The sequence below is a fragment of the Nitratireductor sp. GCM10026969 genome (assembly GCF_042660605.1).
Taxonomy (GTDB): domain Bacteria; phylum Pseudomonadota; class Alphaproteobacteria; order Rhizobiales; family Rhizobiaceae; genus Chelativorans.
Genome location: NZ_JBHSUM010000110.1, coordinates 1 through 13,839, shown reverse-complemented (window position 1 = coordinate 13,839; position 13,839 = coordinate 1). Strand labels below are relative to the sequence as shown.

General features: G+C 64.9%; 14 protein-coding genes and 1 pseudogene. 5 read left to right on the top strand and 10 right to left on the bottom strand.

The window, feature by feature from the left end:
* Window positions 1-202: pseudogene (locus ACFP9U_RS18315) on the bottom strand (helix-turn-helix domain-containing protein); the annotation flags it as partial.
* Window positions 203-331: 129 nt separating this feature from the next.
* Here ACFP9U_RS18315 and ACFP9U_RS18310 point away from each other — a divergent pair.
* A complete protein-coding gene (locus ACFP9U_RS18310; protein WP_378623661.1) occupies window positions 332-1,108 on the top strand; it encodes a DUF899 domain-containing protein in 777 nt (258 codons plus the stop codon).
* A gap of 57 nt (window positions 1,109-1,165) precedes the next feature.
* Here the strand turns inward: ACFP9U_RS18310 and ACFP9U_RS18305 are convergent, their stop codons facing one another.
* Together ACFP9U_RS18305 and ACFP9U_RS18300 are read right to left on the bottom strand one after the other, a co-directional pair.
* Window positions 1,166-1,933, bottom strand: coding sequence for a DeoR/GlpR family DNA-binding transcription regulator (locus tag ACFP9U_RS18305; protein ID WP_378623660.1), 768 nt, complete (start codon window positions 1,931-1,933; stop codon window positions 1,166-1,168).
* On the bottom strand, window positions 1,933-2,712 hold the full coding sequence (locus ACFP9U_RS18300; RefSeq protein ID WP_378623663.1) for an HAD-IIB family hydrolase: 780 nt from the start codon (window positions 2,710-2,712) through the stop codon (window positions 1,933-1,935). The genes ACFP9U_RS18305 and ACFP9U_RS18300 overlap by 1 nt, the downstream gene beginning before the upstream one ends.
* Before the next feature lie 243 nt (window positions 2,713-2,955).
* Here ACFP9U_RS18300 and phnD point away from each other — a divergent pair, with 243 nt between their 5' ends.
* The 4 genes from phnD (at window position 2,956) to phnE (ACFP9U_RS18280) (ending at window position 6,433) form a co-directional block, all read left to right on the top strand.
* Window positions 2,956-3,960, top strand: coding sequence for a phosphate/phosphite/phosphonate ABC transporter substrate-binding protein (gene phnD, locus ACFP9U_RS18295; RefSeq protein ID WP_378623658.1), 1,005 nt, complete (start codon window positions 2,956-2,958; stop codon window positions 3,958-3,960).
* A gap of 66 nt (window positions 3,961-4,026) precedes the next feature.
* Entirely contained in the window at window positions 4,027-4,821 is a 795-nt protein-coding gene (gene phnC, locus ACFP9U_RS18290; RefSeq protein WP_378623657.1) for a phosphonate ABC transporter ATP-binding protein, read from the top strand.
* On the top strand, window positions 4,818-5,636 hold the full coding sequence (gene phnE / locus ACFP9U_RS18285; protein WP_378623655.1) for a phosphonate ABC transporter, permease protein PhnE: 819 nt from the start codon (window positions 4,818-4,820) through the stop codon (window positions 5,634-5,636). The genes phnC and phnE (ACFP9U_RS18285) overlap by 4 nt, the downstream gene beginning before the upstream one ends.
* Complete coding sequence (gene phnE, locus ACFP9U_RS18280; RefSeq protein ID WP_378623654.1) at window positions 5,630-6,433, top strand: phosphonate ABC transporter, permease protein PhnE; 804 nt, start codon at window positions 5,630-5,632, stop codon at window positions 6,431-6,433. The genes phnE (ACFP9U_RS18285) and phnE (ACFP9U_RS18280) overlap by 7 nt, the downstream gene beginning before the upstream one ends.
* 27 nt (window positions 6,434-6,460) lie before the next feature.
* Here phnE (ACFP9U_RS18280) and ACFP9U_RS18275 read toward each other — a convergent pair whose 3' ends face one another.
* The 7 genes from ACFP9U_RS18275 to ACFP9U_RS18245 form a co-directional block, all read right to left on the bottom strand.
* A complete protein-coding gene (locus ACFP9U_RS18275) occupies window positions 6,461-7,096 on the bottom strand; it encodes an alpha/beta family hydrolase (protein ID WP_378623652.1) in 636 nt (211 codons plus the stop codon).
* Between the two features lie 129 nt (window positions 7,097-7,225).
* Window positions 7,226-7,462: a hypothetical protein gene (locus ACFP9U_RS18270; RefSeq protein ID WP_378623650.1), complete on the bottom strand. Its 237-nt coding sequence runs from the start codon at window positions 7,460-7,462 to the stop codon at window positions 7,226-7,228.
* Between the two features lie 567 nt (window positions 7,463-8,029).
* Window positions 8,030-9,301, bottom strand: a complete 1,272-nt coding sequence (locus ACFP9U_RS18265; protein WP_378623649.1) for an MFS transporter — start codon at window positions 9,299-9,301, stop codon at window positions 8,030-8,032.
* A 304-nt stretch (window positions 9,302-9,605) separates the two neighbouring features.
* Entirely contained in the window at window positions 9,606-9,764 is a 159-nt protein-coding gene (locus ACFP9U_RS18260; RefSeq protein WP_378623647.1) for a hypothetical protein, read from the bottom strand.
* A 324-nt stretch (window positions 9,765-10,088) separates the two neighbouring features.
* Window positions 10,089-11,021: a sugar phosphate isomerase/epimerase family protein gene (locus ACFP9U_RS18255; protein WP_378623645.1), complete on the bottom strand. Its 933-nt coding sequence runs from the start codon at window positions 11,019-11,021 to the stop codon at window positions 10,089-10,091.
* Between the two features lies 1 nt (window position 11,022).
* Window positions 11,023-12,534: a glycerol-3-phosphate dehydrogenase gene (locus ACFP9U_RS18250; protein ID WP_378623644.1), complete on the bottom strand. Its 1,512-nt coding sequence runs from the start codon at window positions 12,532-12,534 to the stop codon at window positions 11,023-11,025.
* Between the two features lies 1 nt (window position 12,535).
* Window positions 12,536-13,839, bottom strand: a 1,304-nt coding sequence (locus ACFP9U_RS18245) for an FGGY-family carbohydrate kinase (RefSeq protein ID WP_378623642.1), incomplete at its 5' end; no start/stop codon positions are given.

The window sequence follows — 13,839 nt, the reverse complement described above, 5'->3', positions numbered from 1 at the left end:
GGGCCACGGCCTCTTTCGGACCGAAGGCGCGTGCGGCGCGGCGCAAGAGTGTCTTCGCGCGGGCGAGATCGCCGAGCTGCGCCATGGCGATGCCACGGAGCGCGAGTGCTGCCGCGTCGTCGCGCAGGGCGACCCGGTTCAGGGCACCGAGAGGATCGCCCGCTGCAAGTGCGTGTGCTGCGGCCGTGATCAGCGAGTCCATGAAAATCCCGCCACACTTGTCACTCCCACCCTCCGCTTCGCTGGTCCTAACCTATCTCGCGTCCACCAACCAGCACATCGTGTCAGTAACGACGCGAGCGGCAAGGGACACCCGAAGGAGAAGAAATCGATGACGACTCACATGACCGGAACACGCCAAGAGTGGCTTGCCGCGCGGCTCGAACTGCTCGAGGCCGAGAAGGAACTGACGCGCCGCAGCGACGCGCTGGCGCGGAAGCGGCAGGAATTGCCGTGGGTGCGTATAGACAAGGACTACCGCTTCGAGACCGACGAGGGCAGCGCCTCGCTGGCCGACCTCTTCCGCGGGCGCTCGCAGCTTCTCGTCTACCATTTCATGTTCGGGACGGAGTACGAGGCCGGCTGTCCGTCCTGCTCGTCGATCGCCGACGGCTTCAATGGCATCGCGGTGCATCTGGCGAACCATGATGTCGCCCTGTCGGCGGTATCGCGGGCACCGCTCGCCAAGCTGCAGGCGTACAAGCGGCGCATGGGATGGACATTTCCCTGGGCCTCCTCACACGGCAGCGACTTCAACGCCGACTTCAATATCTGGTTCTCCGAGGCGCAACAGCGCGAGGGAGACGTCGAATACAACTATCGGCGTGAGGCCGCGTTTGCGTGGCGCCCGGGCCAGGAGGGTGGCGGCGAAAGCGCGGAAGCCGAGATCGCCGCCATGTGCGGCACCGATGTAGCGACATTCCATCGGGACAGGCCCGGCATGAGCGCGTTCGTGCGCGAAGGCGACGCCGTCTACCATACCTATTCCACGTATGCGCGCGGGCTGGACGGGCTCTGGGGCATGTACCAGTGGCTCGACCGTGCGCCCAGGGGACGCAACGAGACCGGCGTCTGGTGGCGTCGTCACGACGAATACGGCAGGCGCTGAGGACCGTGCGTGCCGGGGCATTGCCAGACCGGCACTGCCGGGCGGCCTGCCCCGGTATCACGCAAGCTTGATCCGCACATTGGCTCGGTGGAGCGCTTCGCGCAGAAGAAAGGGCGGCTGCATGTCGGTCACGACCCCCTGCAGCATCGAAAGCGGCTCGACCGTCGCCACGAGCTCGACGTCGAACTTGGAGTGGTCGACCAGCAGAAATGTTCCCCGCGCCTGTCTTATCATCGTGCGCTTGACGGCGACGGCGGCGAGATTCGCATCGGTGATTCCCTTGGCGGTCAGGCCGCTGGAGCCGATGAAGGCACGGTTGGCGTTATACCGGCCAAGGAAATCCAGGGTCTCCGGGCCGTAGACGGCGGCCTCGGGCCCCATGAAGTCGCCGGGACACAAAACGATATGGAACGTCTTGTTCCGCCCGAGCGCCGTCGCCACCGCCAGGCTGTTCGTCAGGATGGTGAGATCCCGCCCCCTCTCCGCCAGCCCCAGCGCCAGTTGATGCGTGGTTGAGCCGGCGTCGATCATGAGCACTTCGCCGGGCCTCACCAGCTCGGCCGCGCTCCTGCCGATGCGTGCCCGCTCGTCTATGCGGGCGAGGTCGCGCTCGCCGAAAGGCGGCTGGGCGCCCATGGGCGCCGCCGCCGCCCCGCCATAGGCGCGCCGGAGAAGGCCCTTGCCGCTCAAGGCTTCCACGTCGCGGCGGACCGTCTCCGTCGAGACGCCGAAGCGAAGGGCGAGATCGGACGTGCGCACATGCGGATGCTGGCGCAGCTCGAGAAGGATCTGCTCCTGCCGGTCCCGCTTGCGCAGACGTGTCATCAGCCCTCCCTCGCTTCCAGGATGGCTTCGGCAAGCTCCGCAAAACCGCTCCCTCCGGCGGCAAGCGTCATGTATTTCGGCGGCGTTTCCACCTCGTCGCAAAACGCCGCGAAATTGGCCACGCCCACGCTGTTGGCGAAAAAGCCGAACATCGGCGCGTCATTGGGCGAGTCGCCGACGAACAGCGCCCTCCCGTTCTCCCGGTCGATGTTAATCTCGTACATTTCCTCGAAGAGGCGGCGCGCCATCGTCAGTTTGTCATAGTTTCCGAACCAACCATTGACATGGATGGATGACACTTTTGCCATCGCGCCGGCCGCCTCGAAACAGTTCACGATGCACCGGACCGCGGTCTTGGTCAGGTGCGGTCCGTCCTCGGCAATGTCGATCGCCAGATCCGCTTCGCGGAACGCCTGGTCGGTGGAAAGGCGCGCCCCCTCCACGGTCGACAGGATGGTGGTCGCGAGACTGTCGAGCCGTTTGCGGTCCTCCTGTCGCGTGTGGGCCGGCCGCGCAAAGCGCCTGTGCATTCCGCCCGCCGGATGGCGCGCGAAATAGAAGGCGCCGTTCTCGCCGATGACGGCGCTCACCGGCCACAACCGGGCGATGAGATCGCACCAGCCTGCCGGCCGACCGGTCACCGGAATGACTCGCAGCCCTGCCTCGGTAAGCCGTTCCAGCGCGCTGTAGGCAATACCCGGCAGCCGGCCGTCGTTGGTGAGCGTATCGTCGATATCGGTGAGGACGAACGCGATCCGCCGAAGCTGCTCCTTTCCCATCGCCGAGAGCGGGAGAGGCGCCGCCTCCCTGTCCCGCGCAGGTCGCGCTGCTTCGGCCTCGTCCACCACCGTTACCTCCTCCCAAAGTTGTGCAAACTTCCACAATTTGTAGCGCTTATGCGGGGAAATTTCGAGGGGTCTACCATTTTTCTTCAGAGACTATTGCAAAGTACCACAGAACGCCGATACGTTCGGTCAGCAGGCGGCACCGTAGCCGCCGCGCGCTTTCAGGGAGGAAACGACATGACCTACGCGGTATCCCCTACCGTTTGCCTCGGCCGCCTGGGCACGGCCGCGCTTGGCCTTTCGGCGCTGCTTCTGGCTGCGCCCGCACAGGCACAGGACTGCCCCAACCGCGGGCAACTCGACGCCGCTTATTGCGACGCCAACGGTGACCTTGTGGCCGATACACCGTCCGATCCGTCGGCACTGGTCAATCCCGATACGCTCGTCTTCGCCTATACGCCGGTCGAGGATCCCGCGATTTACGAAGATATCTGGGATCCCTTCATCGAGCATCTGGAGGATGTGACCGGCAAGGACGTCCAGTTCTTCGCCGTGCAGTCCAATTCGGCGGAAGTCGAGGCGATGCGCAGCGGCAGGCTGCATATCGCCGGCTTCTCCACCGGCCCCACGCCTTTCGCCGTCAACCTGGCGGGTGCGGTGCCCTTCGCCATCATGGGCTCGGAGGACGGGCGCTTCGGCTACACCCTGCAGGTCTATACGCGCAAGGACAGCGGCATCGACGAGATGACCGGCCTCAAGGGCAAGCGCGTCGCTCACACGTCGCCTACCTCGAACTCCGGCAATCAGGCGCCGCGCGCCCTCTTCCCCTCGCTCGGCGTGGTGCCGGACGAGGATTACGAGGTCACCTATTCCGGCTCCCATGACCAGTCCATGCTGGGTGTCGTGGCGGGCGACTACGATGCCGCGCCGGTGGCGTCGGAAGTGGTGGAGCGTATGGCTGATCGCGACCTCTACGATCCGGAGGAGGTCAAGATCGTCTGGGAATCCGATCCTTTCCCGACGACCTCCTACACCTATGCGCACAATCTCGACCCGCAGCTCGTCGAAAAGATCGAGGAAGCCTTCTTCTCCTTCGATTTCGAGGGCACCGCACTCGGCGAGGAGTTCACGGGCGTCAGCAAGTTCGTGCCGGTCACCTACGAGAAGGACTGGGCAGTGATCCGCGAGATCCAGAAGGCCAACGGCGTCCGCTACACGCCTCAGGACCTTGCCAAGGAATAGCAAACAATCTGCTATACTGCGCGGCTGCCCTCGGTGGCCGCGCTATAACTTCGCGGAGCCCCCTGCATGCTGAAGATCGAAAAGCTGGTGAAGCGCTACGGCAACGGTGAGCCGGTTCTCAAGGAACTCGACCTCGAGGTGCCCGGCGAAAGCGTCGTCGCGGTCATCGGCGCCTCCGGAGCCGGCAAGAGCACGCTCCTGCGCTGCATAAACCGGCTAGTGGAGCCGACGGCGGGAAGGGTAGAGCTGAACGGTGTCGAGCTCACCGCCCTGCGCGGCCGTGAGCTGCGGGCAGCGCGGCGGCGGATCGGCATGATCTTCCAGAGCTTCAATCTGGTCGACCGGCTCACCGTAATGGAGAACGTGCAGTCGGGCCGCCTCGGCTATCTGCCAACATGGCGGGCGATCATGCGGCGTTATCCGGCAAAGGATATCCGCCGCGCTTACGAACTGATGGACCGCGTCGGCATCGCCCACTACGCAAACAAGCGGGCCGACGAGCTTTCCGGTGGCGAGCGCCAGCGCGTCGGTGTGGTGCGCGCGCTGATGCAGGAGCCCCAAATCCTGCTGGCCGACGAACCGACGGCCTCGCTCGATCCCAAGACATCCGAGCAGATCATGGAACTGCTGCGCTTGCTCTCGCGCGAGTTCTCGCTGCCCGTGCTCATCAACATCCACAATGTCGGCGAGGCCAAGGCCTATTCCGACCGCATCGTCGGCATGCGCTACGGCCGCATCATCTTCGACGCCGGTCCCTCCGCGCTCGACCGCGCGGCCATGGACGAGATCTACGCCGGCACGCCCGCGGACGAGCGTGCGATCGCCGATGGCGTGGCACATCCGAGGATGCAGACCGCATGAGCGCCCACGCCACGCAGAGCGGCCGCGCGCTTCCCGAAACGTGGCGCAAGCCGCCGCTGATCGCCAACCCATTTCTGCGCTACGGGCTGATGGTGGCAGTGTTCGCCTATGTGGTCTGGGCCATCACCATGCTGCCGATCGACTGGGCACGCGTTGCCGAAGGCGCTGCGCGGGCCACGCGCATCTTCAGCGGCGCCTTCCCGCCCAGCTTCGAGCGCAGCGGGCTTCTGATCGACGGCTTTCTGGAAAGCCTCAAGATCGCCATCCTGGCGACCGTCGGCGGCGTGATTCTGTCCATCCCCATCGCCTTCATGGCAGCGCGCAATCTCGCGCCCATGCCCATCTACCTCCTGGGGCGGGGCATCATCATTGTCGCCCGCAGCTTCCATCCCGTCATTGTCGCCATCATCTTCGTCAAGGCGGTGGGCTTCGGTCCCCTGGCGGGCGTTCTCACGCTCATCGTCTATTCGATCGGCTTTGTCGCCAAGATGCTGGCCGAGCGCATCGAGGAGATCGACTGGGGCCAAGTGGAGGCCATGCGGGCGGTGGGCGCCGGTTATTTCTCCACGATTGTCTATGCCGTCTTCCCGCAGATCATGCCGCGCCAGGTCGGGCTCAGCATCTATCAGCTCGATTCCAACCTGCGCGCCTCGGCCGTGGTGGGCATTGTCGGTGCTGGCGGCATCGGCTCCACCCTCGCCAACGCCTTCGGCCGCTACGACTATGATTTCGCACTCGCCATCACCATCGTCATCGTCGCGGTGATCCTCTTCAGCGAGGCAGTGAGCGGGCAGATCAGGAAGCGCATATGGTAGACCTCGACGCAAAGCCGGAAGACTGGATGCGCTACACGCCGCGCCAGCGCCTCGCGCGTTACCTCGCCTATCTCTTCTGCATCGCGGCGATCGTCTGGGCGATCACCAGCATCGATGTCATCTGGCCCTGGGTTTACGACGCACCGGAGCAGATGGCCGACCTCCTCGGCCGCATGGTCCCGCCCGACACGTCGAACCTGCCGCAGATCCTGTGGGTGTTGCTGGAGACGGTGAACATCGCCACCATCGCCACGGCCATTGCCGTCGTGGTCTCGCTGCCGGTCGCCTATATCGCCGCCCAGAACACGACACCCAACGCCGCTACCCTGTGGCTCGGCCGCTTCATTCTGGTCTCCAGCCGCTCCGTCAACACGATCATCTGGGCGCTCCTGTTCGTGGCCATCTTCGGCCCGGGCATCGTCGCCGGCATCCTTGCCATCATGTTCCGCTCGATCGGTTTCATCGGCAAACTGCTGGGCGAGGCGATCGAGGAGATCGACCGCAAGCCGGTGGAAGCCCTGGAGGCGACCGGGGCCTCCCGCTTCAAGGTGATCCTCTATGCCATCGTGCCGCAGGTCATGCCGGCCTTCTGGGCCGTCAGCATCCTGCGCTGGGACATCAATCTTCGCGAATCGACGGTGCTGGGCCTCGTCGGTGCCGGCGGCATCGGCCTGATCCTGCAAGGGGCGATCGACACCTTCAACTGGCAGGAGGCGGCCACGGTCCTTTTGGCGATCCTGGTGCTGGTCATCATCGGTGAGTTCGTCGCGATGACGCTGCGCAAGCGCATTATCTGAGTCTCCGCCGTGCCAGGGGCCGGTCTCTCATCGCTGAGCGATGCGTTTCGTCCAGGCGTGCACGGCTTCGGCCATCGTTTGCAGGTGGTCGGCCGCGGAGAAGCCGGAGATCCTCTTGCGCGGCTTCAGATCATGATCGCCGTCTTCGAGCCACAATAGCTCGATCCTATTTGATAGCGCATACGCGCCGACCTCTTCCCGTGTTCCGAACTGATCGCGCGTTCCCTGGCAGATCAAGGTCGGAGTCTTGAGGCCGGTCAGGTGTGCGGTTCTGAGCTGCGCGGGCTTATCGGGCGGGTGGAACGGATAGCCGAGGCAGACAAGGCCGGCGATCCTTCCGCCCGTGTAAAGGTCGTCGGCGACCATCGAGGCGACGCGCCCACCCATGGATTTCCCGCCGATGATCAATGGGCCACGAGCGTCCAGCGCGTTGACGGCGGCAAGATATTCGGGACGAAGACGCTCCGCCCACGGCGGCGGTTTCCGCACGCCGCTGCGGCGTGCGGCCATGTAGCCGAACTCGAAACGGGCGACACGCAAGCCTTCGCCCGCCAACGCCTCGGCGATAGCATTCATCGCGCCCGAGTCCATCGGTGCTCCGGCCCCGTGCGCAAGGAGCACGGTTGCAGTTCCAATCTCTGGACCGTCGAGTAGGAAGTTCATTCGATCGCCCTCATGCGCACCACCCGGTCGGATGAGAAGTAACCGTCCGGCGGAGGAAAAGGCAATCCAGGGCAGGGCAACCACGTGCGCGGCGAAGCGGAGGCTATCCCCGGCTTCGCCGCATCGTGCTCAGTTATTCTCGGAATCCGTTTCGGCGTCGAAAGCCATGATCGTGCTCTTCACGATACCGTAGAGGCTCGCCACCCCGATCAGAGTACCCAGGACGAGGGCGGGAAATGAATCGAGATGGAGTAAGCCCGACAGCGACCACACGGCCGCAGCCGCAGCCGCGATGATCTCGGTTGTCATGAAGAGGGAGACGGAGACGAAGCCCAGCAGGCTCCCCGGCGTGATAACCCGTTTCATGGGCATTCCTATGTATTCACGCAGACATGGTGAAAGCGTCGGCCATACGGCGGCCGACTGGGAAGGCGCACCGGTGACCGGGCGCCATGGTATTCTTCCGATCGATATCGGGTTGTCAGGCCGGCTGCGGCGGCGCTCTCGCCCGTGGGGAAAAGGTGAGGCCAAGAAAATGGCGGCGGGGAAGGCCTAACGCGTGTGCGGGCCGGAAAGGCTGTTCCGGCAGGACGACGGCAGCAGCGGGGATTGCGGCCGCACTCTCCGGACTTTTCTCGCCCAGGATCGTTTCGTGCCGGGAAAGGGCGTCGATGCGCGGGCCGGACTGCCGGACAGCCGCGCTCAGATCCTGATCAGCCCGGGTGAGGCGCGGTTCCCCCGGTGAAAGGAGGTCCGGCGGAGATTGCCGTGCATCCACGCCAAGGCAAAGGACTGCCAGGAGCAGAACGAAGCAGCGGCGCAACAGGTGCGGTTTCATCGGAGATCTTCCACAGGATCTCGCTTTATCTAGTGCAAGCTGAAGGTTTCCGCCAGCAGAAGATGCAAGGCACCTGGGTCGCCATCGTCGCCTCGTTATCGCACGATGCTTTCCTCCGGCTCCTTCAACGGTGGTTCCGGTGTCTCTTCGCTTCGCGGGTCGTAGCCCACCGGGGCTGCGATGGCGCTGTCGACGGCGGGAACGAAGTCCGCGCTGTGCGTCTCCGCCGGCCGGGCCTGGTCACGCATGCGCAGGAGGATGAAGGCGGCAAACAGCACATAGACGAGAGCGATTTCCGCGAACAGTGCGCCCGGACCGGCAAGCTGCATGGCGAACGCTCCGGCGACCGGACCGAGTACCGATCCAACGCCGTTCAGAAGCAGCAGTCCTCCGGAGACTTCGACGAAACTCTGGGTGGTGATCAGGTCGTTCACGTGGGCGACGGAAATGGCATAGACGGGAAAGGAGAAGGCGCCGAACGCGAAGGCAAGCGGCAGGACGCCCGGGCTCCAGTACCGGCTGGCCAGAAACAGGCCGAGGCCTGTCACCACCGAGAGGCCGGAGACGAGGAGGATGACTGCGCGCCGGTCAAGGCGGTCCGAAAGCCGGCCAAACGGCCATTGCGAGAGCGCCCCGCCGAGCACGGCGACGCCGATGAAGGTCGCGACCCCCGTCGCGTCGAAACCGGCGCTGGTCGCAAAGATAGGTGCAAGCGACCAGAAGGCGCCGTTGACGAGCCCCACGGCAAAGCATCCCACGGCGCCGGCCGGCGACAGGCGCACGAGCCGGATCGGATGCAGCCGCACCGTCGCCAGCGGCGCCGGTGCGGTTGCGGACGTCAGGGCGATCGGCACGGCCGCCAGCGAAACGACGATCGACGCGACCGCGAACAGCGTGAATTCCGTCGGCTCGTAGAGGGTCAGCAAGATCTGCCCGCAGATGATCGCGACGAATGTGAGCGTCGTATAGACGGAGAAGACCGTACCGCGCATGGTGTTGTCGGCGCGTTCGTTGAGCCAGCTCTCGATCACGAGGAACAAGGCGGCGATGCAGTAGCCCGTCACTGCCCGCAGGATCCACCATGCCCATTCCTGCAGCGTGAGAATGTGAAGGAGCGGGACCACCGATGCGATGGCGACCATCGCGGTGAAGACGCGTATGTGGCCGACGGGGCGCACCAGGTGTGCCGTGGTGAGGCAGCCCACGACGAAGCCGATGAAATAGCTCGACCCCATGATGCCGATCGACAGGGCGGGAAACGCTTCGGCTTCTGCCCGCAGAGGCAGGAGCGTCGTCTGCAGCCCGTTTCCGGTGAGCAGAATGGTGGCGCTGAGAAGCAGAGCGCCGAGTTGCGCGATGATAGCCAAGTGCCGTCTCCCCACAAAAGGTGTTCCGGGCTCCGCCGAGGCGCGTGCCCGAATTTTTACGTAACAGGAAGGGCAAATATCTTCGGCCGGATCGGTTCCGGCAACCCGGGACCGCTGGTACTACCGGCTCGGCAAGGCAGGTAGAACCCGTCTCGTCGATATGCCGGTGGTCTCGTTCGCGGATCTTCCCCGCAATTGCAGCTCGGCATTGCATGCACCGAGGTCCGTACGGCCGCCGGAAGACGGAATGCTGGCGCAGGCAGGCATACGGCCGGGCGCAGCTCTCGCGCTGGGCGAGGTGGCGCTAATAGACGAAAAAGGAGCCGACCAGGAAAGCCAGCGAGGTCGCGATGACGAGAAGAAGGGCGACGACCCACACGGCCATTCTGCGCCTGGCAAAGCCCGCCCGATACTCGTCTTGGTTGTCGTCTTTTTCCGCAGAACTTGTACGCTCCGTCTGCACGCCGCTTCCTCCTACGCCGGCGCCTTGTTGGTCGCTCCGACGCTGGTGACTGTCGCTGGGTTGGTATTGTCCAACTTTAGAGAGCCAGCATCATTCCTGCAATGATGAAGATCAGTGACAGGAAGGCGGCTGCGAGCAGGATCAGCAACAGCGGTTTCATCGAAGGCAACGGTGCGCGAACAATTCCGCCTGACGATAGGGCGGATGTGCGGCGCGGCAATGCCGCTTGTCGATCACCGCTTCAAAAACGCCTTGCCTTATCGATAAGCGTAGTCTTGCTGCACGCCGGTAGCGCCGGGGTTGTTCAAACCGCATCGCCAGCCTTCAGATCTTGAGATCGGAAACGCCCGCGTCGATATGCGGAGCCCAGAAGGCCACGCTTTCGGCGATTTGCGGAATGACCTGGCGGTCGTCGGGCTCCCGTTCCTTGAAGGAGAGCTCCAGGCAGATCTCGTTGTCCTCGGCACCGCCCTCGCCGAGCGCCGCGAGCAGGGGCTCGGGCTGGATGCGGCCCCTGGCATTGAACTCGGCGGTGAAGGGGCGGTGCCCGCCCTTGTCCATCAGCGACTGCTTGATGTGGATGATGGGGCTCACCTTTGGAACCGCGCGCGCCCAGGCATAGGGGTCGTAGTCGTCCGCCTCGGGCGAGGTGACGTCGCCGTGATCGATGTCGGCCATCATCCACATCGGGACGGCCATGTTGGCCGCGGAGAGACGCTCCTGCAGGGCCATGCACGCGGCTATCGTCTCGCCGAACTCCCGGCCGATGCTCATGGGTTCCCAGAACACGTAGGCGAGCCCCGCCCCCTTGGCATGCTCGGCGACTTCCGCCCAGCAGTCGATGGCGACCCGGATCAGTTCCTCGCGGCGGGCGGGGTCGTCATAGTCGCGATAGGTGAAGATGGCGAACTGCGTGCCGATGGAGGTTCCGCCCAGATCGGCGATAATATCGGCGAAGGTCTTGAACCATTCGACGTAGTAGCGCCGCACGTCCCGGTCTGGGTGGCCGAAGTGGTTGAGTCGCCCGTAAGGGCCGGTCATGCCCGAGGTGACGTGCACGCCGGTGCGGTCGAGCGCGCGGCCCATCTCCCGCGTGAGCCTGCGGATGAGCGAAGACGGCCAGGACGGGTTGATGAATTCGTGGGTGAGCTGCAGATCGCGCACGCGCAGCTTCCGGGCGACGGTGTCGATAAGATCGTCCGGCTCGGCAAAGCGGTTCACCAGCGGATTGGCGTTGAGGGAGAGTGTCAGTGGCATGTCAGGCGGCCTCACGCATTTCGGCGGTGAACCAGTCGGCGAATTCGGCCTGCTCGGCCTCGGACAAATGCAGGCGGTGTTTTGTGCGCCGCCACAGAACGGCCTCCGCTGTCATCGCCCATTCGGTGTTCACGAGGTAGCGCACCTCGGCCTCGTAGAGATCGCCGCCGAAATGGCGTCCCAGGCCTCCGAGCGAAGTTGCCTTCCCGACGATCTGGGCAATACGGGTGCCGTAGAGCCGCGTGTAATGGTGGAGCAAGGAGCGGGGCATCCACGGATATTCCGCCTTGATCCGCGCGCGGAAGCTCTCGAAATCGGCCTTTTCGATATCTCCGCCGGGCAGCGGCATGGCATGGGTCCAGTCCTTGTCCATTTGCGGGAAAAACCTCTGGAGCTTGCCGAGGCCGCGCTCGGCCAGTTCGCGGAAAGTCGTGATTTTGCCGCCGAACACGTTGAGGAGCGGTGCGCCGTCCTTTTCATCGAGATCGAAGACGTAGTCGCGCGTAACCGCCGAGGGGTTGCCCTGGCCGTCGTCGAAGAGCGGCCTGACGCCGGAAAAGGCGGTCAGCACATCCTCGCGGCGGAGCTTTTCCTTGAAGTAGCGATTGACCGCGGCAAGCAGGTATTCGATCTCGTTCTCGTCAGCGCTCACCTGTTCGGCCGCACCCTCATAGGCGATGTCCGTCGTGCCGATCAGCGCCTTGTCGCCTTCATAGGGGTTGATGAAGATGACGCGCTTATCGTGGTTCTGGACGAGATAGGCATTCGCCCCCTCCCAGAACTTGGGCACGATGATGTGGCTTCCCTTGACCAGCCGCACATTACGGGCCGAGTTCGCCCCGGCTACCCGCTGCACCACATCCTTGACCCAGGGGCCGGCCGCATTGACCAGAACCTTCGCGCGGAATTCGCGGGTTTCCCCCGTTTGCGTGTTCCGGGTCGTCACGGTCCAGGCGCCGTTCTCCCGCCGCGCGGAAATGCAGGGCGTCCGCGTCAGCACGGTCGCGCCGCGTTCTGCCGCGTCGACCGCGTTGAGCACGACGAGTCGCGCGTCGTCCACCCAGCAGTCGGAATATTCGAAGGCGCGGGTATATTTATCGAGGAGCGGCGCGCCCTCCGGTGCGCGGCGCAGGTCGAGCGTGCGGGTTCCGGGAAGCTTCTCGCGTCCGCCGAGATGGTCGTAGAGAAAGAGGCCCAGCCGCACGAGCCAGGCGGGCCGATCCTCGGGCGAATGCGGCAGGACGAAGCGCATGGGCCAGATGATGTGCGGCGCCGCGTTCATGAGGACCTCGCGCTCGATCAGCGCCTCACGGACCAGCCGGAACTCGTAATATTCCAGGTAGCGCAAGCCGCCGTGCACGAGCTTGCCCGAGCGCGACGACGTGCCCTCGCCAAGATCGTCCTTCTCGCACAGCACCACCGATAGCCCGCGGCCGGCCGCGTCGCGCGCTATCCCCGCGCCGTTGACGCCGCCGCCGACGACGAAGAGATCCACCATGTCTTTTTTACTCATCCTAGCCTCTTTGCGCTCTGCTGGCCGCGTCGAGCGTCATCTGTGTCTGTTCTTCCTGTGCGTCGGCGCCGAGCGCGGCGCGATGCGCGGCAAGGCTGTCCCAAACGGGAGAGAGCGCCTGGCGCGCCGAGACATAGGCGGGAAACAATCCCTCATAGATCTCTACCAGTGTTGGATCGGGCGCTTCCGCCGGGCCCAGGAGCGGCTTCACCCATTCGGCGATGCAGGCATCCATGTCCCGATAGACCCCGGTCGCGACCGCCGCCATCATGGCACAGCCCGCCGCACCCGCTTCCTCGCGGGCCGAGACGCGAACCGGTGCGGCAACACAAGCCGCCAGAACCGCGCGCAGGGCGGCGGAACGGGCCGCCCCGCCCGTCAGGCGCAATTCGGCGGGCATCGGGCCCATCGCCGCGTAACAGTCGCGCGCCGCCATGCCGAGGCCCTCGACCACACCGCGTAGAAGGTCGGAAAAACGGTGATGCGCTGAAAGGCCGATGAAGCCCGCCCGTGCATCGGCATTGACGAACGGCCCCCGCTCGCCGGCTTCCGAGATATAGGGGTGATAGAGCAGGGCGCCCGGGCGCGAGCGGCCCATCCAGCCCTCGATGCGGTCGACGAGATCCTTGTAGGAATGTTCGTGCCCCGTCTCGCTCATCAGGTCCGCGGCAACGCGGAGCACCCAGTCGATGTTGAGTGTAGCCGCCATATTCGTTTGCACCTGGGTGACGAGCCCCGGCACGGGCAGGCAGATGATGTAGCCCGTCCGCTCCTCGTTGAGGTGTACCGCGTCGGCGCGGACGGCCCGCATGTGAACACCCGTCGAGCCAACGGTCGAGCAGGCGGCGTTTTCGTCTCCCGTGTGAACCCCGGCTCCGAGTGCGGTCATGACCATGTCGACATAGCCGAGGCAGACCGGCGTGCCGGCGCTGAGGCCGGTCGCTTCCGCAGCGGCCTGCGTGAGCGGATGGGTGGTCTGCGTGCCTTCAACGATCTCCGGGAGGAGTTCGCGTCGCCGTGTCAGGCCGAGCGCTTCGATCACCGTATCGTCATAGGCGCGGGTGCGAAAATTGCCGAAGGTGAAAGACGCTTCGGAAGGATCGGTGGCGCGAATGCCGGTGAGGTTCAGATAGAGCCAGTCCTTGCAGTGCAGCGCGACTTCCGCCCGGTCGAGGATCTCGGGGACCATGGCGTCCATATGGGCCATCTGCGCGCCCTGCTGGCAGGTGTTGAGGCCCGTGCCAGTCGCTGCGAACCGCACCTGGTCGGCCGCATCCGCGGCAAGGCGGCGCACGGTCGGCGCGG